Annotated in this window: 17 protein-coding genes; 8 read left to right on the forward strand and 9 right to left on the reverse strand. The window is 70.8% G+C overall.

The features are described from left to right. The first annotated feature begins 649 nt into the window (after positions 1-649). Positions 650-3,958: an Ig-like domain-containing protein gene (locus EDF31_RS19190; RefSeq protein ID WP_165901508.1), complete on the forward strand. Its 3,309-nt coding sequence runs from the start codon at positions 650-652 to the stop codon at positions 3,956-3,958. A gap of 189 nt (positions 3,959-4,147) precedes the next feature. Continuing rightward, entirely contained in the window at positions 4,148-4,405 is a 258-nt protein-coding gene (locus EDF31_RS19195) for an Ig-like domain-containing protein (RefSeq protein WP_131847604.1), read from the forward strand. A 269-nt stretch (positions 4,406-4,674) separates the two neighbouring features. Here EDF31_RS19195 and EDF31_RS19200 read toward each other — a convergent pair whose 3' ends face one another. Genes EDF31_RS19200 through EDF31_RS19210 form a run of 3 tightly spaced genes read right to left on the reverse strand, consistent with a single transcriptional unit; the run spans position 4,675 to position 7,544 of the window. Continuing rightward, the gene (locus EDF31_RS19200; RefSeq protein WP_131847606.1) at positions 4,675-5,550 is read right to left on the reverse strand and encodes a glycosyltransferase; all 876 of its coding nucleotides are present in this window, start codon (positions 5,548-5,550) and stop codon (positions 4,675-4,677) included. A gap of 15 nt (positions 5,551-5,565) precedes the next feature. After that, a complete protein-coding gene (locus EDF31_RS19205) occupies positions 5,566-7,062 on the reverse strand; it encodes a lipopolysaccharide biosynthesis protein (RefSeq protein ID WP_131847608.1) in 1,497 nt (498 codons plus the stop codon). A 29-nt stretch (positions 7,063-7,091) separates the two neighbouring features. Then, positions 7,092-7,544: a DUF3060 domain-containing protein gene (locus EDF31_RS19210; protein ID WP_123937414.1), complete on the reverse strand. Its 453-nt coding sequence runs from the start codon at positions 7,542-7,544 to the stop codon at positions 7,092-7,094. A 104-nt stretch (positions 7,545-7,648) separates the two neighbouring features. Between EDF31_RS19210 and EDF31_RS19215 the strand changes: the two genes are divergently transcribed. Continuing rightward, complete coding sequence (locus tag EDF31_RS19215; RefSeq protein WP_165901509.1) at positions 7,649-8,794, forward strand: glycosyltransferase; 1,146 nt, start codon at positions 7,649-7,651, stop codon at positions 8,792-8,794. Between the two features lie 78 nt (positions 8,795-8,872). Here EDF31_RS19215 and EDF31_RS19220 read toward each other — a convergent pair whose 3' ends face one another. From EDF31_RS19220 to EDF31_RS19225, 3 genes are read right to left on the reverse strand one after another with little or no spacing between them, the layout of a single operon-like run. Continuing rightward, the gene (locus EDF31_RS19220; RefSeq protein ID WP_131847612.1) at positions 8,873-10,000 is read right to left on the reverse strand and encodes a glycosyltransferase; all 1,128 of its coding nucleotides are present in this window, start codon (positions 9,998-10,000) and stop codon (positions 8,873-8,875) included. Continuing rightward, positions 9,978-10,580: a low molecular weight phosphatase family protein gene (locus tag EDF31_RS20130; protein ID WP_165901510.1), complete on the reverse strand. Its 603-nt coding sequence runs from the start codon at positions 10,578-10,580 to the stop codon at positions 9,978-9,980. Before EDF31_RS20130 ends, EDF31_RS19220 begins: the two co-directional genes overlap by 23 nt. Continuing rightward, positions 10,577-11,911, reverse strand: a complete 1,335-nt coding sequence (locus tag EDF31_RS19225) for a hypothetical protein (protein WP_165901156.1) — start codon at positions 11,909-11,911, stop codon at positions 10,577-10,579. Before EDF31_RS19225 ends, EDF31_RS20130 begins: the two co-directional genes overlap by 4 nt. Before the next feature lie 91 nt (positions 11,912-12,002). Here EDF31_RS19225 and EDF31_RS19230 point away from each other — a divergent pair, with 91 nt between their 5' ends. Genes EDF31_RS19230 through EDF31_RS19245 form a run of 4 tightly spaced genes read left to right on the forward strand, consistent with a single transcriptional unit; the run spans position 12,003 to position 16,350 of the window. Next, positions 12,003-13,430 (forward strand): polysaccharide biosynthesis tyrosine autokinase, encoded by a 1,428-nt coding sequence (locus EDF31_RS19230; RefSeq protein WP_131847614.1) that lies wholly within the window; start codon positions 12,003-12,005, stop codon positions 13,428-13,430. Further along, positions 13,427-14,506: a polysaccharide pyruvyl transferase family protein gene (locus tag EDF31_RS19235; RefSeq protein WP_131847617.1), complete on the forward strand. Its 1,080-nt coding sequence runs from the start codon at positions 13,427-13,429 to the stop codon at positions 14,504-14,506. Before EDF31_RS19230 ends, EDF31_RS19235 begins: the two co-directional genes overlap by 4 nt. After that, a complete protein-coding gene (locus tag EDF31_RS19240; protein ID WP_165901511.1) occupies positions 14,503-15,420 on the forward strand; it encodes a glycosyltransferase in 918 nt (305 codons plus the stop codon). The genes EDF31_RS19235 and EDF31_RS19240 overlap by 4 nt, the downstream gene beginning before the upstream one ends. A 33-nt stretch (positions 15,421-15,453) precedes the next feature. Beyond that, a complete protein-coding gene (locus EDF31_RS19245) occupies positions 15,454-16,350 on the forward strand; it encodes a glycosyltransferase (RefSeq protein WP_165901154.1) in 897 nt (298 codons plus the stop codon). Here the strand turns inward: EDF31_RS19245 and EDF31_RS19250 are convergent. Continuing rightward, a complete protein-coding gene (locus EDF31_RS19250) occupies positions 16,323-17,450 on the reverse strand; it encodes an acyltransferase (protein ID WP_131847623.1) in 1,128 nt (375 codons plus the stop codon). The genes EDF31_RS19245 and EDF31_RS19250 overlap by 28 nt on opposite strands. After that, a complete protein-coding gene (locus tag EDF31_RS19255) occupies positions 17,443-19,086 on the reverse strand; it encodes a glycosyl hydrolase (protein WP_131847625.1) in 1,644 nt (547 codons plus the stop codon). The genes EDF31_RS19250 and EDF31_RS19255 overlap by 8 nt, the downstream gene beginning before the upstream one ends. Positions 19,087-19,172: 86 nt before the next feature. Between EDF31_RS19255 and EDF31_RS19260 the strand changes: the two genes are divergently transcribed. Next, entirely contained in the window at positions 19,173-20,402 is a 1,230-nt protein-coding gene (locus tag EDF31_RS19260) for an ankyrin repeat domain-containing protein (protein ID WP_131847627.1), read from the forward strand. Between the two features lie 13 nt (positions 20,403-20,415). On the opposite strand, the gene EDF31_RS19265 is transcribed toward EDF31_RS19260, so the two are convergent. Then, positions 20,416-21,606 (reverse strand): family 1 glycosylhydrolase, encoded by a 1,191-nt coding sequence (locus EDF31_RS19265; RefSeq protein ID WP_131847629.1) that lies wholly within the window; start codon positions 21,604-21,606, stop codon positions 20,416-20,418. Between the last annotated feature and the right edge of the window lie 9 nt (positions 21,607-21,615).

The following is a 21,615-nucleotide window of genomic DNA, read 5'->3' on the forward strand; positions in this document are numbered from 1 at the left end:
AGACCCTCGACTACCGCAGCCCTGCAGAAGCATTCGAACAGCTACTCTCGGACCCGAAACAACCACCCGTTGCAACGACCCCTTGAAACCGCCGAGGGCAACGGCCCTCAAGTCCGTCGGCGCAGCAGGACTCGCCGCAGCCACGCTCGTCTCCGGCTTGTCCTTCGGCCCGGCCGCCTCCGCCTCCATCAGTCCACTTGCGGAGGACCGGCTTGTTGGGAAGTTCATCCAGTTCAGCCATCCGACTTCGGCTGCGCGAAACTACAATGCCGCCTTGCCACCCACCCGTGCCGGTCAGGAGGCGAGCACGAACGCAGCCTCGACTGCCGCTGCGCTGCAGAGCTCGGCGGCAACATTGGAAATTCCAGGCTGGAACTCTTTCGGAGCCGTGCGAGAACTGAGCAGCGGTCTCTGCCTTCAGTCTGCAGGGACTAGTCAGCATGCAATGACCTGGGAAAATTGCGATCCAGAAAGGGTCGCGCAACGGTTCAAACTCACGCCGTTTGCAGGGTCGTTTACGTCGGGGTGGGCGCTCTGGTCCAAGGACCTCGGATATGTGCAGGAAATCACATCGTCAGGTCGGTCAAGTCTGAGCCAAGGGCAGGCTGCCAACGGCGACTCAATTCACGCTATCAATTCCTTCCGGAGCGTGCCACAACTCACGGCGAAGGTCGATTCCGTCGACAACTTCGCGAAGACCGCCGTTGTCTCCGGCACCGCCACCCCCGGCGCCGCGATCACGGTCAACGGCACCTCGTTCGCGACCACCGCGGACGGCACCGGCAAGTGGTCGCTCACCATCCGCAACTTGCCCGTCGGAGCGAACCCCCGCACCATCGTCGAGAAGGTCGGCGGGGTCGAGGTCGCCCGCACCAGCGTCACGATCACCATCGCCGCGATCTCGACCACCACGCTCGGCATCCACAACCTGGGTGCGGCACCGGACTCGGGCGAGGTGTTCACGAAGGACACGACCGGCAAGGTGCGGTGGAATCCGCAGGTATCGGCGAATCCCACCGGCATCGACATCGAGAACGGCAAGTCCTACTCGTGGACGTTCACCCTGCCGGTCGGCTACGAAGCCGTCAACCTTCCCGATCCGTCGACCTGGTACGGGTGGCACGTGGAGTGGTTGAAGGGCACCACCTCCGACGGCCAGCAAACCGTCACCTACAAGAACACGAACGTCTCCGGCGAGACGATGAAGAACGAAGCCACCGACATGGGCGAGCGCTCGTTCAGCATCCGTGCCACCGAAAAGCCGACCGCGGACGGCACCCTCACCGCCTCGTTCACGCCGCCACCGTCGTACACTTCCTCGTCGCCCAAGGGATCGGCGACGCTGAAGGCTGCCGGGGCACTGACCGCCACGGTCGGGACCGTCGACAACGTCGCGAAGACCGCCGTCGTCTCCGGCACCGCCACCCCCGGCGCCGCGATCTCCGTCAGCGGCACCTCGTTCGCGACCACCGCAGACGGCACCGGCAAGTGGTCACTCACCATCCGCAACTTGCCCGTCGGAGCGAACCCCCGCACCATCATCCAGAAGGTCGGCGGCGTCGAGGTCGACCGCGCCAGCGTCACGATCACCATCGTCGAGAACGGCCCCATCATCGGCGTGCCCCAGCCGAACGTGACCCTCAGCCGCACCACGCCCACCAACGTGCCGTTCGTGGTCGAGAACCAGGCGACCCGCACCGGCATGGAGGGGATCGTCACGGTTGCCGCTCCAGCCGGCACCACCTTCGCGCCCGGCCAGACCACGGTCACCGGACAGTGGCGCAACGGCTCCAGCGGCGCGTGGGCGAACTCCGAGGTTCTCAACCTCAAGAACGGCCGCCTGTTCGACAACAACCGCCAGATGGAGTTCAACTTCGGCAAGACAACTGGCTCGCAGAGCGCCGGCCAGCAGTTCCGCTGGAGCCTCAAGGTCGACGCCTCGAACGCCACGACGACCTCGAGCCAGATGAACTACCTGTTCATGGGCACGAGCTCCGTCGGCAGCTACCGGGTCAACGGTTCGACGCCGACGACCCTCGAAGGGGTTCCGGCCGACCCGGCACCGCTCATCGTCCAGACCCCGACCAACGGATCCACCGTCACCACAAAGCGCCCGGTGTTCTCCGGCACCGGCGATGAAGGCGCGAGCATCGAGGTCAGGAGCAACGCCGGCGTGATCATCGCCACCGCAACCGTCAAGGACGGCAAGTGGTCTGCCCCCTCGGACATCGACCTCACGAACGGCGCCTACGACCTCACCGTCACCCAGTCGCCCGTCCGCGGCGACACTTCGAACGCACGCGTCAACTTCACCGTCGCGGCCGAGATCCCGACCGACCCGGCACCGCTCGTCGTCCAGGCTCCGGCCAACGGCTCGGTCGTGGAAACCAAGCGTCCGACGTTCTCCGGCACCGGTGACGAAGGCGCGACCATCGAGGTCAAGGGCATTTCCGGCCGTGTCGTCGCCTCGGCGACGGTCAAGGACGGCAAGTGGTCCGCTCCGGCGAACTTCGACCTCGGCGCGGGGTTCTACGACCTCCGCGCGACCCAGACCCCGCTCACGGGCTCTGCCGAGACGAAGCGCGTGCACTTCACGGTCCGCACCGAGGCCCCGCTCGTGGTCCAGACCCCGGCGAACGGTTCCACGGTCAACCAGAAGCGTCCGGTGTTCTCCGGCACGGGTGACAAGGGCGCGCGCGTCGAGGTCAAGGGCACGTCCGGCCGCGTCGTAGCCACTGCAGTCGTCGATGACAACGACAACTGGTCCGCCCCGGCGACGTTCGACCTCGGCAACGGTGTCTACAACCTCACCGCGACGCAGACCTCGGTCCGCGGCAACGCCGACTCGAAGCCCGTCTCGTTCACGATCAACGCCACGGAGTTCTCCACGGCGCTGACGGCCACCGGCGCGTTCGACGAGGACTCCTCCAAGCCCGCGACGATCTCGGGCGCGGCGACCACCGGCGCGACCGTCGTCGTCAAGGACAGCCTCGGCAACGAGATCGGCCGCGTCGTCGCAAGCGGCGGCCGCTACACGATCCCGATCCCGGCGAACGGCACACAGTTCGGCGTGAACGAGTTCAGCGTCACCCAGGCGCTGAACGGCAAGACCTCCGCAGCCGTGAACGTCTCGCTCGACTACGGCATCCCGACGCCGATCAACATCACCTCTCCCGCGAACGGCGCGACCGTCAACAAGGACGGCCTGACCTTCACCGGCACCGGTCAGACCGGCGCAAAGGTCACCGTCCGCGGCACCGTGAACGCGATCGCCAGCGGCGACGTCGTGAACGGCGAGTGGACCGCCAAGGTCGACTTCCCGCTGACGAGCAACCTCTACAACCTGTGGGCGGTGCAGACCACCAAGGGCGGTCTGACCACCCAGCAGGCGATCACCGTGACCGTCACGGACGAGCAGGCGGTCACCCCGCTCACCGCGACGGCGGCGTTCAACGACACCGACGAGGACCTGCCGGCGACGATCTCCGGCGCGGCCCAGATGGACGCGACGGTCACCGTGAAGGCTGCCGACGGTTCGGTCGTCGGCACCGCGAAGGCGACCGGGGGTCGGTACACGATCACGATCCCGCCGGCCAAGGCCGCGTTCGGTGTCAACACGTTCACGGTCACCCAGACCGTCAACGGTGCCGTGTCCGCCCCGTTGCACCGCTCGCTCGACTACGGCAACCCCGTCGTCCCGGTGATCTCCACCCCGGCGAACGGCGCCACCGTCACGAACGGCCAGATCCGCTTCACGGGCACCGGTGCCACCGGCGCCAAGCTCGACATGCGCGGCAACACATCGTCGATCGGTGACACGAAGGTCGCCAACGGCGCCTGGACGGTCGACGTCTCCCGGCAGCTCGCCCCCAACGTCTACGAGCTGCACGCGCTCCAGACGAGCAAGGGCGGGCTGACGAAGCAGGCCGAGATCACCGTCACGGTGCAGGACAAGTAGGTCACGGAGCTCACCGCGACCGGCTCGTTCCAGGCTGACGCCGAGAAGCAGGCCACGATCAGCGGCAACGCCCAGACCGGCGCGATCGTCGCGGGCGTCCGCACCTTCACCGTCACCCAGACGGTCGACGGTGAGGTCTCCCCCGCCAAGACGGCGACGCTCGACTACGGCACGGCGACCCAGGTCGTCGTGAACACCCCGGCCGAGGGCGCACAGGTCCCCGGAACCGGCATCACGTTCACCGGTACCGGCCAGGCTGGCTCGAAGGTCGTCCTCGGCGGCACCACGAGCCGACTCGGCGAGGCCACGGTGAACTCCGAAGGCGAGTGGTCCATCACGATCAGCCGCACGCTGACCCCGCAGGTCTACGTGCTCTCCGCGAAGCAGATCACGAAGGGCAACCTGATCGGCGACGCGGTGGTCACGACCATCAACGTCACCCAGTAGCACCCCAGCAGGACCCGACGGCCCGACCCCACCCAGGGGTCGGGCCGTTCGGCGTCCCCGGCACCTGCGCAACGCGCAACGCCACCGGCACCGGCACCGGCACGACAACCCAGCAACCGCAACCGCACCGGCCCACCACCCACCGCCCACCGCCGACCGCCGACCGCCCTGCCACAGCCCACAGCCCACAGCGCACGTTCACCAACGACGAAGGCCGCCGCCCGTCGTGACGACGGGCGGCGGCCTGGCCGCTCAGCGGCGGACTGCGATCAGAAGGCGGCGATGCGGTGCCGCACGGAGCCTGCGAACCGGCCACAGGTAGCGCCGACGCGCGAGGCGGCGGTGATCCGGGCCTCCTGGCCGGTGCCGGCGAGCAGAACGGCTTTGACCGTCGATGCGAGCTCACGGACCCCGTCGACCGCGCGCCACCGTGCACCGGCGGCGCGGTGTGCCCGCAGGAGGCGCGCATCGTCGACGCCGTAGCGGTACGCCTGGTGGAACGCACCGCGGGCCGCGCTGCGCAAGCGGTACTGGACGACCGCCTGCGGGACGAAGACGATGGGCGAACCAGCCGCAGCCACCCGCCAGCAGAAGTCGATGTCCTCGCCGCAGTGCAAGGACTCGTCGAAGCCGTCGACGGCCTCGAGCAGCGCGCGGGTCACGCCGAGCGCACAGCTCGGCGTGTAGGGCAGGTGCCGGAACTTGACGGGCAGCTCCGTCGTCGACGCGGTCACCCGGGCCGCGAGCGCGGGTGCGTTGAGCAGGTCGTACGCCAGTCGGCCGCCGCCGATGCCGTCTTGCTGCACGGCCACAGCCATCGCCGAGATCCATCCGGGTTCGAGCACGTCGTCCGCGTCGCAGAACAGCACGATGTCGTGTCGTGCGGCGCGCCAGCCGACGTTGCGAGCGTGGCTCGGCCCACGGACGTCCGTCGCGTCGACGACGCGCACGGCCCAGCCGGATGGCCACTCCGTGGCGTCGACGAACGGGCGCAGGACGCTGGGCCTGACGCCGTTGGCAGCGAGGACGACTTCGACGTCGCCCTCGTGCTGTTGCACGGCGATCGCCCCGAGCTGCGCGCTCAGGGCGGTGTCGGGTCGACCGACCGGGACGACGACGGAGACGGGCACGGCGGAGACGGGCACGGCGGACTCGCTCTCTCAGGGTGTGGTTGCGGTGGTGCGCCCGAACTGGGCGGGCACGACGTGGCGCGCCATCGCGATGACGTCGCGGCGGATGCCCGGCAGCACGACGGCAAGGGCGAGCACGACGAGCGCAGAAGCGCCGCCGACCGTGATCGCGAGCCAGGGGCCGAGGTCGAGCAGCCGGGTCAGGAGCGTGACACCACCCACCGCCACGGCCACGATGCCGGGGCGGACGATCGGCGTGACGAGGTCACGGAGCCCGAGCCCTGGGCGTCGACCAGCGACCACGAAGCCGGGGACGACGAGGACGAGCGAGCTGACGGAGAACGCCCACGCCATGCCGGTGACGCCCCACGGCAGGCCGACGAAGAACGAGGCGAGGACGAGTGGACGGCTGACGAGCGCCCATATGGTCTGACGAGCGCCCTGGCCGGTCGCGACGAACACCCAGACGGTGACGTAGCCGAGGGTCTGCGCGATGCCAGCGAGCACCAGCACGCGGAAGATCGGTACCGAGCCCGCCCACGCGGGGCCGAACAGCACGGTGACGACGGCGTCGGCGAGCACTGCCAGCACCGCGAAGGTCGGCCACAGCACGTACCCGGTCAGGGCTGTGAGGTGCCGGTAGTAGCGCCGGAAGCGCTCGCGGTCGTCGGCGACCTTGGCGAGCACGGGGACCGCGACGCGCTGGAGCGGCCCGTTGACCTGCTCCAGCGGGATCGTGAGCAGCTGCCCGGCCTGTGCGTACAAGCCGGCGGCGAGCGGGCCGAACGACGCCCCGACGATCACCTTGTCGAGGTTGCGGGCCGCGAAGTTGAGGACCTGGACCGCGGTGACGTTCGCTGCGAAGCCGAGTTCCGGCCGGACGGCGGACCACCGCGCGGGGCGGGTCGGGCGCCAGGGACACACGGCGATCGAACCGATGCCGAGCACGAGCGAGAAGAGGAGCGCCTGGGCGACGAGCGCCGACGAGCCCGCACCGGCGATCGCGAGCACGAGCGCCAGGGCGGCGCCGGAGACCATCGACGCGACCTCGAGCAGGGCGAGGGCACGGAAGCGGAGGTTGCGGGCGAGCAGCGCCGTGGGGACCGCGCTGGCCCCGGCCACCACGAAGGGAACCGCGAGCAGCATCACGGACCTGCCGGACGCTGGGAAGCCGAGGACGACCGCGAGTGCCGGCGCCGACAGGGCCAGCGCAGCGCCGACAGCGAGTCCGGCTGCGGCGCTGAGGAGGTGGAGCGAGGAGGCGACGCCGGCGGACAGGCGCGGCGCACGGATGACGAGGGCTCCGATGCCACCGATGCGGAGGAGCTCGGCGAGACCGCTGAGCAGGAGCACGACGACCGCGAACCCGTACTCGGCGGGGCCGAGGATCCTGGCGATCACCACGACGGTGACGAGCTGCACGAGGAACCGGGTCGCGGTGCCGGCGGCGGTGACGATGCCGCCACGGGCTGCCGCAGTCGCGAGTGGAGCGGAGGACTGCCAGTCCGGCAGGGTCGTGCGGGTCATGGCAGTCCTCCGTTCGGGTCGGGTCGGACTCAGCGGGTGACGAACAGGTTCTCGGCGCCCTTGTCCGTGACCTTCGGCTTGCCGTCCGTGGTGACCCGGTTGCCGTTGCCGCTGACCGTGACCTTGCCGATCTCCTTGGCGTCGACGTCGTTGATGGTGCCGCTCATGACGAGCGCGTCGACCTTGCCGAGGTGGACGACCGCGTTGCTCGCGGTGATCTCGACCGAGGCACAGTCGCCCACGGTGACGTCCTTGTTGCTCTGGTCGATGACGACCTTGCCGTCGGCGCACTCCGCCGTCGCCTTCTGGATGTCGGCCGGCGGCGTCGAGAAGCGGTCGTCTGCCTTGGCGCTCGAGCTGGCCGTCGGCTTCTTGGTGGGCTCGTCGCCGCCGGTGCCGGAGCACGCCGTGACGACGGTGAGGATCCCGATCGCAGCCAGGGTCGTGGCGGCGATGCGGGCGGTGCGGGAGGTGTGACGCATGTCGGGTTCCGTTCTGAGATCGCGGCGAGGCGGATGACGCTTGGCACTGTCGCCCCGGTGACGTTTCAATGTCACGCTCTATAGAATACTGGTATTCTAGATGCATGACAACCCGGAACCTCCCGCTCGTCGCCATGCTCACCCACAGCGCAGCACTGTCCGGGGCGGAGCTCCTCGTGGCGCGGGTGGCCGCCGCCCGGGTCGAGACCGAGGTGATCGTCGTCCTCGGTGAACACGGGCCACTCGAGTCCCTGCTCTCCGGGCTCGGCGTCGAGCACGAGGTCGTCGCGCTCGACCCGTCCGTGACCGAGCACGCAGCCGATGCGGGTGGGGGCCTCCTCGCGAAGGGAGTGTCGACGCTCCGCTCCACGCGGGCCCTCGCGCGACGGCTCCGCGACGTCGGCGCCGACGTGGTCGTCACACACTCGGCGAAAGCGCACGTGTACGGCGGACTGGCCGGCCGGCTCGCACGCATCCCCGTCGTGGCGTACGTCCACGACGTCGTCGGAGCGGCCGGTGCCTCCCGCGCGAACACCCTGGTACTCCGCGCGGCGCTGACGACGCTCCCCGCAGCCAGAATCGCCAACTCACGGACGACGGCCCGCTCCCTCGGCCGGTCCGGTCCGGCACCCGCGGTGATCGGCTGCCCCGTGGACCTCCCGGACCAGGCCGCCCCGTCGGCACCCGGCCCGTTCACCATCGGCATGGTCGGGCGGCTCACCCGTTGGAAGGGGCAGGACATCGCGGTCCGCGCCTTCGCCGCGGCCCGCGCGCTCGGTCTCGACCCCGATGCGCGGCTCCGGCTGATCGGCGCGGCGCACTTCGGGACCGACGACCACCACGCCGCCGAGTTGCACACCCTGGTCACGGAGCTGGACCTGACGGCGGTGGTCGAGTTCCGGGGACACCGGCAGGACGTCGATGCCGAGATCAGCGCGTGCGATCTGCTCGTGCACGCCAGCCGCCGCCCGGAGCCGTTCGGGCAGGTGGTCACCGAGGCGATGGCGCTCGGTCGACCGGTCATCGCCGCGGACGCTGGCGGCCCTGCCGAGGTGCTCACGCACGGCGAGGACGGGCTCCTCGTCCGTCCAGGCGACGTCGATGCCCTCGCGCACGCGATCCTCCGGTTGGCCGGTGACGAGCAGGAACGGAACCGACTCGCCCGCAACGGGCGCCACTCCGCCGCGCGCTACGCGACGCCGCACATCGTGGCGCAGATCGAGCGCGTCCTGCTGAGCGCAGCCAGCTAGCGACCGACTGGAGGCCCGGTGCAGGTCCGACGGACCGGCACCGGGCCTCCAGGCGGTCCGGTCCACCCCCGCGGACCCTCAGCCGGTCCGGCCCCCCACCGGGATGCCGGTCCACTCCGCGATCTCGCGCTGGAACCGCTCGGTCGAGAACGCGGCGGCGCGCGCACGACAGGCCGCTGGGTCGAGTCGCACGGCACCGTCGACCGCTGCGGCCAGGGTCGAATCCGCGAGGTCGTGGAGGAGCGTGCCGCTCGTTCCTTCCTGCACCGAGTCGCGAGCCCCGCCCTCGGCGTTCGCGACCACCGGCGTGCCGAGGGCCAGCGCCTCGACGGGCAGGATCCCGAAGTCCTCGACGGGAGGGAACACGTAGACCGCGGCACGCTGCAGGAGCGCCGCGAGCATCGCGTCGGAGGGCGTGCAGACGAAGTGCACCTCGACCCTCGACTCGGCAGCCAGCGCGCGCAGCCGCTCGGCATCCGGCCCGTCGCCGGCGAGCACCACCGGACGCCCGGACGCCCGACCGGCATCGATGACGACGTCGAGGCGCTTGTACGGAACGAACCGCGAGGCACCGAGGACGAAGTCGGCAGGCAGCGCCTCGAGGACAGCGCGGTCGCGCTCGTCGAGCACGGACGCCCAGTCGGCGACCGCAGCGAGCCGCTCCACGCCGACCGGCGGGTTGATCACCTGAGCGTCGATGCCCCAGGTGTCGCGGATGCGCTGCTGCACGAAGCGACTGTTCGCGGCGACGTGACGGAGCCCCTGGGCGCGACGGCGGTCGACGGAGCGGAGTACCGGCGAACCCGCGCGGGCGAGCATGGTCGATCCGCGGGCATCGAGTTCCGGGTTCCAGAGGTACCGGGCCGGCGTGTGCACGTAGGTGAACTGCCGGTCCGGGGCGACCCCGGTCACACGGGCCTGGTGGGCGAACAGGTGCGAGCTCACGATCGCCCAGTCGTACTCGCCGACGGTGCGCAGGCCGTGACTCCACAGGGCCGGGAGGAACGGCATCGACAGCGCCTTCCTGCCGCGGAGGGGCGACCGCGCCAGGACGCTCTCGACCACCCGCCGATCCGCGTATCGCCCGGGGGCGTCGTTCCACAGCCCGAACACGTCGGCGGCAGGGTAGGCATCGGCGAATGCGTCGACGACACGCTCGGCGCCGCCCACCGCCTCGATCCACTCATGGACGAGCAGTCCGCGCACGGTCGGCTCCGTTCTGGTCGGTGGCGGCGCGTTCCGCGCACGCCGCGATGGTCGCGATGGCGGAGATCGCCCGCTCGCGCATGGTCAGGAAGTCGTGCTCGTCGCCGCGTGCCGGGTCGGCGACGTCGTCGAGCGCCGGGTCGGTCGGGGCCGTCGCGACCCGGAAGCGGGACACGAGGCGCGGGAGTTCCGCCCAGAACCGCTCGTCGACGGCATCGGCGTCCAGCAGGGGGCGGACGAGGCGGTCGAACTCCGCAATGGTGAAGGTCCGCCGCAGGAGGTGCGGCGCGAGGTCGAGGACCTGCGCTCGGTGCGCGCGCTCGAGCGTGAGCACGAGGTCCCTGTCGCGCAGCACCGCGGCGGTCAGCGGCGTCGAGACGAAGGCGTCCGGGTCGCCGCCGTCCTGTCCGACAGCGGCGGCGGAACGCGGGAACATCGGCGTACCCGCTGTCGCAGCGGTGCCGGCGCTGTCCACGCGGAAGACTCCGGGCAGCACTGCGTCGAGGCGCGCCCGGAGGACACGTTCGACGTACGGCGAACGGCAGATGTTGCCCTCGCAGACGATGAGGATCGAGATCACTGATGGGCTCCTGTCAGGGTGACGGGTCGTGCACGGGCGGCGTCCGGTCCCGGTTCCGGCGGCTCGGCGACGGGGCGCCAGACGCTCGAGGCACATGCGGCGAGGAGCAGCCAGAGGATCGGCGTCGAGAGGTCCGGGGTGCCGACGAGCTTCGCGACGAGCACCGCGGCGAGCGCGACCGAGGCCGGGACGGTCGCCGGTGACCGCGCCGCGCGCACGAGCACGCCGAGCGCGAAGACGGCGAACGCGATCGTGCCCGGGATCCCGACGCAGGTCAGCAGCGTCATCCCGAAGGACGACGGCCGGTTCGCGCCGAGCCCGGCGCCGATGCCGAGGGTGTCGGCGAGGACCCCCCAGCTGAAGCCGTCCGCGCCGGTCCGGGAGTCGTACGACTGACTGCCGACCTTGTCGTCCACGATCGCCTCGACCGGTGCGGCGAGCTGCGGGCCGGCCGCGAGCAGCACGATCGCGATCGTCAGCCCCCCGAGGACGAACCAGACGGTGCCGCGTCCACCCCGGACGACGTACCGCACGGCGACCACGAGCAGGCCGACGGCGATCACGACGGCGGAGGCGACGACAGCGGTGCCGGACGCCGCCTGCAGGAGGTTCGCGCACGACAACGCACTCGCCGCGGCCCAGATCATCCGCTGCCCGCCGGACGACCGCAGTGCCGTGACGGCGAAGTACGCGGCGGCCGGGAGAGCGAACGCTGCGAGCTCGCTCGGTTCGCTGAAGACCCCCCGCAACCGCTCCCCCGGGAGCGCCCACGCGTAGGCGACCCCCGGCAGCGTGTCCATCAGGGGTGCCAGCACGTCCGCACCTGCCTGCACGAGCACCCCGCGCACGGTGGTCACGACCGTGCCGACGACCAGCGCGATCCGGAGCGCGGTCTCTGCCGCCCCGACGCGGACGAGGTACAGCAACGCGCACACCGCGAGCAACAGGTACCCGAGCTGCGCGAGGTTGCTGATCGAGTAGGTGAGGTACCCGGGGTCCAGCACCTGACCGTCCACACCGCCACGTGGGACGAGGACACGGACGCCGGCGAACATCCAGGGGGCGACGGCGGTGGCGATGGTCGCCCACGCGACGAAGGCTGCGAGCGCGTTCGCCGACCAGTGCGTGGTGCGCAGCGGGCGGGTCCCGAGGAGCGCGATGCCCGACGCGAGCGCCGCAGCCGAGAACAGGGGCACGCCGTTCCCTCCGGCGACGACGGCAGCCGTGTACGGCAGGCCGCCGGCGACGCCGATCACCGCGGGGAGCCACGTCCGACGGGCGATCAGCGCAACGGCGAGCACAGCCGTGAAGACGGCTCCGAGGACCGGCATGATCCCCCTCCATTCCACTGTCGCTTGCGGTGGTATTTCATATCATCTACGATAAGTATCACACATCCAATCGCCTCCCGGAAGGCCCCCAGTGACGCTCTCGCAGTTCCTCGAAGTGATCAGACGGCGATGGATCTCCGCGCTCGCGCTGGTCCTCCTCGCCACGTCGGCTGCCGTCGGCGTCACCCTCGTGCAGGCGCCGGAGTACCGCGCCTCGAGCGAGGTCTTCGTCTCGGTCGCCGCCGGCTCGTCGGTCACCGACCTCAGTCAGGGCAACAACTTCTCGGCGGCGCGCGTGAAGTCGTACACGGCGCTGGCACTGACCCCGCGCGTCCTCGGCGCCGCGGCGAAGCAGCTCGGACTCCCGGCCGGCACCGACCTCTCGAAGGTCGTGACGGCGTCCTCCACCGACGAGACCGTGATCATCTCGCTCAGCGCGACGTCCACGTCCCCGGCCCGTGCGGCGGCGATCGCCAACGCGGTCACCACGCAGCTCGTCGCCGTCGTGGACGAGGTCGAGCGCTCATCGCAGCAGAGCGACCTCGTCCACCTGAGCGTGTTCCAGCAGGCGAAGGCACCGACGATGCCGTTCGCTCCGCGGATCCCGGTCAACCTCGCGATCGGCGTCCTCGCGGGCCTCGCACTCGGTGTTGCGCAGGCAGTCCTCCGCGAGGTCCTCGACACCCGGCTGCGGTCGTTCGACGCGCTCCGGCGCCTCACCACGGCGAGTGTGCTCGGCGAGTTCGGGGTGGACGACACCATCGCGAAACACCCCCTCGTCGCCGTCGACAACCGCTACAGCACCCGGGCCGAGAGCTTCCGGCAGCTGCGGACGCACCTGACGTACACGAACCTCGACGGCGGTCCGCAGAGCATCGTCGTGACGAGCGCGACCCCGGGCGAGGGCAAGTCCTCGACCGCCGTGAACCTCGCGCTCATGCTGGCGCAGAACGGGTCGCGGGTCCTGCTCGTCGACGCCGACCTGCGACGCCCGACCACCGGGACGTACTTGGGGATCGAGAGCCGCGTCGGCCTGTCCACCGTGCTCACCCGACAGGTCGCGCTCGACGATGCCATCCAGGAGGTCGGTGGGGACACCCCCCTGCACGTCCTCGCTGCGGGGCGGGTGCCGCCGAACCCGAGCGAACTCCTGAGCTCGAGCCGGATGGCGGACCTCGTCCGCGAACTCGAATCCCGGTACGACGTCGTGATCGTCGACGCCCCGCCGCTCCTCCCGGTGACCGACCCCGCCGTCCTCGGCGCCATCTGCTCCGGGGTCCTGCTCGTCGTGAGCGTCAACGGACAGACACGGCGCGCCGAATTCGTCGCGGCCGAGCAGACCCTGCGGCAGGTGGGCGCACGACTGCTCGGGCTCGTGGTGAACCGCCTCCCAGCCCAGCGACGCATGAAGACCTACTACAACTACGAGCCCTCGGCGCCGGTGAGCGAGAGCCCTCGCCGCTCGTCACGCGCACGCAACGACTCGACCGCCACCACCGAACAGAAGGAAACCCGATGACCCGCAGCACACCGCCCCGATCGTTCGTCTACCTCGGCTGGCAGGGGTACGGCAACTTCGGCGACGACCTCCTGCACGAGACCTGGCGTGCCGCGCTCCGTCACCCCTTGGACGTCGAGGCGCCCCTGACCCGGCGGGACTACGCTCGCCGCTCACCGCGCTTCGTTCGCGACCGCGCCCGGCTGGTCGGCCGCGAGCGGCTCGTGCTGCTCGGTGGCGGCACGACCGTCGGGTTCGCGTCCTGGGCCGGACACGTCGACCGTGCGACCCGGTACTTCGGCGCGACCGGCACCATCGGACTCGGTCTCGGGGCAGCTGCCGCCGACGACAGCTACTCGCTCGGAACACAACCGCAGCAGTGGGACGCCTGGCGCTCGCTCGACCGGTTCGCGCTGCACGGTGTCCGTGGGCCGCTCACCGAACACGAGGTCACCACGAACCTGTGCCCGGTCGACGTCGTGGGCGATCCGGCGCTGCTCTACCCCGAGCTCGTCCACGTCCAACGCACCGTCCGGCCCGACGGCCGGATCGGCGTCAGCATCGGATCTGATCCGACCACGAGGTTCGACGTCGACACGATCGCCGAGGCGGTCGACCGTCACGCGGCCGCGACCGGCACCACCGAGGTCGTCGCGTTCGCGCTCTCCGGGGCCGACCGCATGGCGGCGCACGGGCTGGCCGCCCGCCTGCGCACACCGGCGGTCGTGCACGAGTACGTCGACGTCCCGACGACGATGGCCGCCATCGCGGGATGCGACCTGGTCGTGTCCGAACGACTCCACGGCGCCATCGCGGCGGTTTCGCTCGACGTGCCCACTGTCCCGCTGTCGTACGCGTCGAAGTGTGACGACTTCTGGCGCAGTGTCACGGACGGCCCCGCGCCGCTCACGGTGGGCCACGACGTCGACGAGCTCGTCCACGAGATGCAGATCGCCACCCGACACCGTGACGGGATCCGCGCCCGGACGGCCGAGCTCCGGGAGCGGCTGGGCTCCGTCCAGCAGCGCCTCCTCGACTGGCAGACCGCAGGCTCGCCGACGGCCGAGCTCTTCGCCCGCACGAAGGCCCACGCGTGAACGCCGACCACCGCTTCCACCTCGTCGTCTCGACGATCCGGACGCCGGACCACCTCGCCCGCTGCCTCGAGACGATCGAGCGCGCCGGGGTGTCGGTGTTCGTCACCGTCGTCGAGCAGCGACCGACTCCGGATGCACTGGCCGTGCTGCAGCCGCTCATCGACGCCGGGCACGCCGAACACGTGCACCAGCCGGACGTCCGTGGCGTCAGCCGGGGCAGGAACGCCGGGATGACTCGACTCCGCGGTGAGGTGATCGCGTTCCCGGACGACGACTGCTGGTACCCCGACGGCGTCCTGGCGACGATCTCGCACCGGTTCGCGACGCAGGGGCTCGACGCGGCCTCGATCCCCTCCCGCGGAAGCGACGAGCAGGGCACGATGCTCCGCTGGCGCCGGCGCCCGGGTGACGTCACGAGTTGGCGGGTGCCGCGGACCGTCGTGAGCTCGGGGATCTTCATGCGTCGCGACGTCCTCGAACGCCTCGGCGATTTCGACGAGGACCTCGGTACGGGCTCCGGAACGCCCTTCGGGGCCGGCGAGGAGACCGACATGGTCCTCCGCGCCCTCGCCTCCGGTGCGCGGATGCGCTACATGCCGGACCTGTCGGTGCGGCACCCGGACTTCCGTGACGCCGGTATGACGACCGAGACCCTCGCGAAGGTCCGCCGGTACAACCGCGGCTTCGGTCGGGTCCTCCGCAAGCACGGTCTGTACGGGCAGGCCGCGTACTGGATCGGTCGCGGCCTGGTCGGGACCGTCGTCCGGACCGTCCGTGGCGACCGCGACGGAGCGCGCTTCCAGCACACGCAGATGAGCGCTCGGTTGCAGGGATGGCGGGGCCGGGACGACGAGGGCCGGGTGTACCCGGCCTGTGGAACCGTGGCATTTCGTCCACAACATACCGAGAAGTAGGATCCTGACGAGATGCGCCACGACACTGGCCCGATGCACCATCGATTCCACTTGATCATCGCCACGAACCGGCCGCCCGAGTACCTCGACCGAGCGATCCGGTCGATCCAAGCCGAGCCGTACCGGGTCTTCCTCTCGGTCGTCGCGCAGCGCCCGGTCCCCGAAGTACCCGACCGGCTCGCGGCGATGATCCGGGACGGCGACGGTGAGTACATCCACCAGCCCGGCGCCAGCGGTGTGAGTACCGCCCGGAACGCTGGGATGCGAACGCTCCGCGCTGACCTCGTCGGGTTCCCGGACGACGATTGCTGGTACCCGACCGGCGTGCTGTCCGCGATCGATGCCCGGTTCAGCAGGGTGGACGAAGAACCCCGGCTCGGCGGTTTGTGCATCCCGACGAAGGACGCGACCGGCCGAGGCACCATGCTCCGGTGGCTCGGGCGATCCCGACGGATCCGGGTGCGGGACGTCCCGCGCACAGTCATCTGCTCCGGGGTGTTCTTCCGGCGAGAGGTCCTCGACGACATCGGGGACTTCGACGACACGCTCGGGTCGGGTGTGGAGCCCTTCGGCTCCGGCGAGGAGAACGACCTGGTCATGCGCGCGGTCGAGGCCGGGGTGCGGGTCGACTTCGACGCGGACCTGTACGTGCACCACGGCGACTTCCGCGACGACGGACCCACCACCGCGGTCCTCGCAAAGGTCAGGCGGTACAACCGTGGGTTCGGGCGAGTGCTCCGGAAGCACGGTTGCTGGGGGCAGGCGAGCTACTGGGTCAGCCGATCGGTGGTCGCGCTCGTGATCGCTCGCGTCCGGCGCGACGCCGCCGCGGTCGAGCAACAGCACGCCCAGCTCGCCGGGCGGTGGCAGGGGTGGTTCGGCCGCGATGACGCCGGGCACCGTCACCCCGTGCCCCCACGCACGCGCTGAGGTGCGCCGGCCGCGGGACGGGTCGTGGGGTGTCTGCCCCACGACCGTGTCGCGCGGAGCACCGGCCGCTCGAGCAGGTACCACGATGCCGAGGCCACACCGATGCCCACCAGCGCGAGCCCCAGGCGCACCACACCGGTGGACGGATCGCCCCCGGGCTCGATACGGAGCAGCGGGTAGTGCCACAAGTAGAGCCCGTACGAGATGGTCCCGAACCAGCGAGCGATCGCCAGGTCGAGCGCGGGAGCACCACCGAGCGCCCCTGCGACGACGACGAGCGCTGCGACCGCCACCGCTGCCGTCTCGACCCAGCGAGCCGCACCGGGCAGGGACCCGACCGTGATCGGCAGCGTGCACACCGACAGCACCACGAGCAGTGTCGCGCCCACGCCGCCGACCCCGAGCACGACGGCGCTCGGACGTCCGGTCCGCAAGTCGATCTGACCGAGACCGCGGAGACTGCCCGTGCGCACTGCGAACGCGGCGAGCGCACCCACGAGCAGGGCGGCGGCGCTCGTGTCGAGCCCGTACGCCAGGCGGTCGTACGGCAGCACGACCGTGCCGACGACCCGCCAGGTGACCGCACCGACGAGTCCACAGAGTGCGACCGCGGCAGTGCGGGGCCGAGTGCGGGCGAGGACGCCGAGCAGGATGAGGACGAGGGGCCAGACGAGGTAGAACTGCTCTTCGACGGCGAGCGACCAGGTGTGCTCGAACGGTCCGAGCTCGACGCCGAGCACCCGGGCGTGGTTGCCCGTGTAGGACCCGACGGTGGCGAGGACGCGGGGCAGATCACCGCGGATCGAGTCTGCCAGCACGATCACCGCGACGGTCACCACCACCAGGACGGCCGTCCACGCCGGGAGCAGCCGTGCCGCGCGGCGGAGCCAGAACCGGCCGAGGTGGATCCGCCCGGCACGCTCGGCCTCGTCGAGGAGCGCCCGGGTGATCACGAAGCCGGAGAGCACGAAGAAGGTCGTCACCCCGACGACCCCGCCGTAGGGGACGACCGACTCTGCGGTGTGCGACGCGACGACGAGCAGGACCGCGATGCCGCGGAGCCCGTCGAGTTGCGTGAGGCGGTCCGCCGGTTCACCCATTCCAGACCACGAACCGGGGCTTCCACGTCGCCGACATCGCGAGCTTGCCACCGGTTCCCCGGACGGCTTTCGTGCCCCCGTAGGCGTCGACGATGGTGCCGTCGCCGGGCAGACCCACACTGATGGGCAGTTCGTCGAAGCGGTCAGCGGTCTGCCACACGACCCGCACCGAGCGTGTGCCGTCGGCCGAGACGAACCGGGCTTCGCGCACGGCACCCGTCACGAACTGGCCGGCGAACCGCATGCCGGCGAGCTGGCGCTGCATCGTCGCGTACGCAGCGGCAGCGGGCTTCGGCTCGTACGCGCGGCTCGGCGCGTCGACGAGCCCGAAGGTCCTGGCACTGCCGTCCGGATCAGGTTGGTCCGGGGCGGCCATCTCGAACGAGAACACCCGCTCGACGCCGTACTGCGCGGCGAGCACGTGGGTCCGGACCAGGAACGCCGCCTGGTCGTCCTCGGAGACCCAGCCTGGCCTGCCGTTCGGGGTCGGCCATCCGACCTCGGTGATCCAGATCGGCAACGGTTCGCCGTTCGCACGGGGGTACTTCGCCGCTTTGTCCCGGAGCCAACGAAGCGCGTTCTCGATGCACGGGTTCGTCGCGACACAGTGCTCCGGCGCGTACGGCTGGTTGTACGGGTGCACGCTGATCGCATCGATGTGGTCGGCACCACCGAGCCGGAACCACTCGTCGAGCCAGCGGAGTTCGCCCGACGACACGGCGTCCTCGGCCGGCCCGACGACCCGTGCTTCCGGGTCGACGCTCCTGATCGTCGCGGCCGTGACCCGTGACAGCGCGATGTACGCGGCAGGGTCGGCGGAACGGGTGCCGTGGGTGTTCGTCCACTCGTTCCAGATCTCGAACGAGCGGTCGGCGTCCGGGTACCGGTCGCGCACGTGCGTCACCGCCTCGGACACGAACCGGCGCCAGGCTGCTGTCTGCGCCGGGTCCGAGACGTCCGGCGGGGTCATCGCGCCGCCGGTGTACGCCATGTGACCGTAGTCGAGGACGAACAGCGGAGCGACGCCACGGTCGCGCACGATGGGGTCCACTCGCGCATCAGTGCTGCGGAAGTCGAACACGCCCGGCACCTTCTCGACGGTGGACCACTGCAGGTCCTGGCGGAAGCCCGCGGCGCCCAGCCCGGGCGAGCCGTTCATCGTGACGTTGAAGAAGGCGTCACGGTGCTCGACGCCCGGCGTCCGGACGAACCGGAAGGACGTCTCGGGCAGAGCGGGGCCGTGCGCCGTCACGCGGTACGTGCCCGCGTTGAGACGTCGAGTCGGACGGATCTCCGCTCGTCCGGAGGAACCGACGACGGCGTCGCCGGCTTCGACGAGCACGCCTCTGGCGTCGGTGATCCGCCAGCCCACGTCCGCGAGCGCCGGTGTCCCCGCGGCACCGACTGCGAACGTGACCGGTTGATCCGGTGCGAAGAGACCGTTGGCCGACATCGGCTGGATCGTCGGTCGAGCGGTCGCCGTCGATGCTCCGGCGGCGTGGGCCGGCTGCCGCACAGTCGCTTCGGCGAACAGCAGCAGGGTCGTCGCCGCGGCGAGGACGACAACGCCGGAGGCTCTCCTGCGGGGACGGGTCGCGGGAGGTCGGGAGTCGGACGGGACGTGGGTCGATGGCATCCCACCACGCTCGCCCGGTGCCGGTACCGACGCCAAACATGTTGAATGACGCCGAGTTCGGAAGTGGCGTCAACTAGTCTCGGGCCGTGCGATGGAGTCGAGTGAACTGGCCGTCCGTGGGCTACGTCTCCCTCGAGGACTTCGACGGGCAGCGGGAACACGTCGCCCGCGTGCTCGAGGACGCTCCCCCGGCCGTCGCCGCACTCCTGACCGTCAAGTGGACGGACTCCCGCATCGCACGATGGGACGTCGAGCACCCGGATCTCGCGCACCCGGATCTCGCGCACCCGGACCCCGCCCACCCGGACGACGAGGACGACGACGACACCGGGACGGCGGTCGACCTGCCGGGCCACGGCGTCCCCGACCCGGTCGTCGTGCACACCGAGGTCATCGTCCGCAACGACGAGGTGCTCGACACCCCCGACGGCCTGTGGCGCCGGTGGAACCACGCCAGGGTCACGCTCCGACTCCGTGACGCGGTGGTGGACCCACCCCACACCGACCCCGCAGCACTGCTCGCCGGGGACGCCCACGTCGTGCGCGGTGAGCTCGAGTACCTGCACGAGCTCGACCAGTGGGAGCTCCGCCTGCTCGTCTCCCCCGTCGGCGAGGTGGCGATCCGCTTCCGGGGCGTCCGGGTCGCGATCCGCAGCGTGCCCGAGTCCGTCTACACGGAGCTCGACGCACGGCCAGCGCGCGGCTGGCACGGTCCGGTGCCGGACGGCTGGGTCGAGTACGCCACCGAGGTGGTGCGTGCCGCCGCGTACGGCGACCTGGGCGGACTGCACCTGGCCGACGACGCGAGTGACGTCGACGACGTCGACCCGCGCTGGGGCGTCGCCCCGCTGCACGCCGCCGCGTGGTTCGACCGGCCCGAGATGCTCGAGGAGCTCCTGCGCCGCGGCGCGTCGCTGCAGCTCACCGACACCGAGGGGCGGACGCCGCTGACGCTGGCGATCGACCGCGATGCACGTCGGGCGATCGACGTGCTCGTGGCTGCGGGCGCCGACCTGGAGGCCCGAGACACCGACGGCAACACCCCGATCGTCCGCGCCGCGTGGGGTGGCCACGGTGCGATCGTGCGGTCGCTCGCCGCCGCGGGTGCGGACACCAGGGCGCTCGGCTCACGGGGCGCGTCCCTGCTGATCGCCGCGGTCGACTCCGGTGACCTGGACACGGTGCGGTCCGTGCTCGCCCTGGACGTCGACGTGAACGCCGAGGACGACGAGGGCTCGACCGCCACCGCTCGCGCAGAACTGCTCCGCGACCGAGCGGTCGCGGAGCAGTTGGCGCACTACTACTCGGGGAGCTGATCGAGCCGGCGGGCTACTCCGCCGTCTCGATGGCGTTCGCCTGGGCGACCTTCCCGTACCAGCGCGCGGACGGCTTCGGGGTGCGCTCGAAGGTCTCCGGGTCCCACGACACCAGGCCGAAGGTCGGACGGAAGCCGGACGCCCACTCGTAGTTGTCCAGGAGCGACCAGTGCTGGTAGCCGAGGACCTCGATGCCGTCGTCGATGCAGCGGTGGATGCCCTCGAGCGCGCCCCGCGTGTACGCCTGTCGACGGGTGTCGTCGGCGGTGGCGATGCCGTTCTCGGTGATCATCAGCGGGACACCGCCGGACAGCTCCCACGCGCTGCGCAGCCCGTCGGCCGAGGCCTCCGGGTAGAACTCCCAGCCGGTCAGGGTCGTCTCGACGTCGTCCGCCACGGGCAACGGGCCGGAAGCGCCGATGAAGGTCCGGGTGTACGCCTGCACGCCGAGGAAGTCGTCGCCGGCGGCGTTCTCCAGGTACCAGTCGTCGCGCGGGTACCCGTACTCGCGGAGCATCGCGTCCGCGCCGGGCTCACCGTTGGACTTGAACGCCTGCGTCGCGACGGTCCAGCCGCTCTGGATGCCATCCACCTGGGAGAGCACCTCCCGCGAACGCTTGTGGGACTCGAGCAGGGCGTCGGCGACGCCCAGGTCCGGGTTCGGCAGGCCGTACGCCACCAGGTTCGACGCGTCCTCGCCGCCGGCGAGCATCGCGGCGATGTTCGGCTCGTTGATCGTGCAGACGTACCGGACACCGTCGGACACCACGGGCAGCGCGGCCTCGGTGTAGCGGGCGAACAGGTCGGCCGCGTCGGGTGCGCGCCAGAAGCCGTCGCGTTCGAACCAGCGGGGCACCGTGAAGTGCATGAGCGTGACGATCGGCTCGATGCCGAACTCGTGGCAGGCGTCGACCATGCGGCGGTAGTGGTCGATCTCGGCGCGGCTGACGAACCCGCGTTCCGGCTCGATGCGCGCCCACTCGATGCTGAACCGGTACGAGTTCAGGCCGAGCTCGGCGGCGATCCGGATGTCCTCGCGGTAGCGGTGGTAGCTGTCCGCGGCGTCGCCGGACGGCTCGACGATTGAGGTGTCCGGCTCGTGCTCGTGCACCCACCAGTTCGAGTTGACGTTGTTGCCCTCGATCTGGTGCGCGGCGGTGGCGGCGCCCCAGAGGAAGCCCTTCGGGAAGTCGAGCGTGCTGATGACGGGGTC

Origin of the sequence: Curtobacterium sp. PhB142, from assembly GCF_004341255.1 — a bacterium.
GTDB lineage: Bacteria > Actinomycetota > Actinomycetes > Actinomycetales > Microbacteriaceae > Curtobacterium.

What these genes read in the sequence shown, in the direction of transcription:
- EDF31_RS19205 (WP_131847608.1), bottom strand. Translation starts at nt 7,062, where the DNA reads ATGACCCGCACGACCCTGCCGGACTGGCAGTCCTCCGCTCCACTCGCG.
- EDF31_RS19210 (WP_123937414.1), bottom strand. Translation starts at nt 7,544, where the DNA reads ATGCGTCACACCTCCCGCACCGCCCGCATCGCCGCCACGACCCTGGCT.
- EDF31_RS19215 (WP_165901509.1), top strand. Translation starts at nt 7,649, where the DNA reads ATGACAACCCGGAACCTCCCGCTCGTCGCCATGCTCACCCACAGCGCA.
- EDF31_RS19225 (WP_165901156.1), bottom strand. Translation starts at nt 11,911, where the DNA reads ATGCCGGTCCTCGGAGCCGTCTTCACGGCTGTGCTCGCCGTTGCGCTG.
- EDF31_RS19235 (WP_131847617.1), top strand. Translation starts at nt 13,427, where the DNA reads ATGACCCGCAGCACACCGCCCCGATCGTTCGTCTACCTCGGCTGGCAG.
- EDF31_RS19245 (WP_165901154.1), top strand. Translation starts at nt 15,454, where the DNA reads ATGCACCATCGATTCCACTTGATCATCGCCACGAACCGGCCGCCCGAG.
- EDF31_RS19250 (WP_131847623.1), bottom strand. Translation starts at nt 17,450, where the DNA reads ATGGGTGAACCGGCGGACCGCCTCACGCAACTCGACGGGCTCCGCGGC.
- EDF31_RS19255 (WP_131847625.1), bottom strand. Translation starts at nt 19,086, where the DNA reads ATGCCATCGACCCACGTCCCGTCCGACTCCCGACCTCCCGCGACCCGT.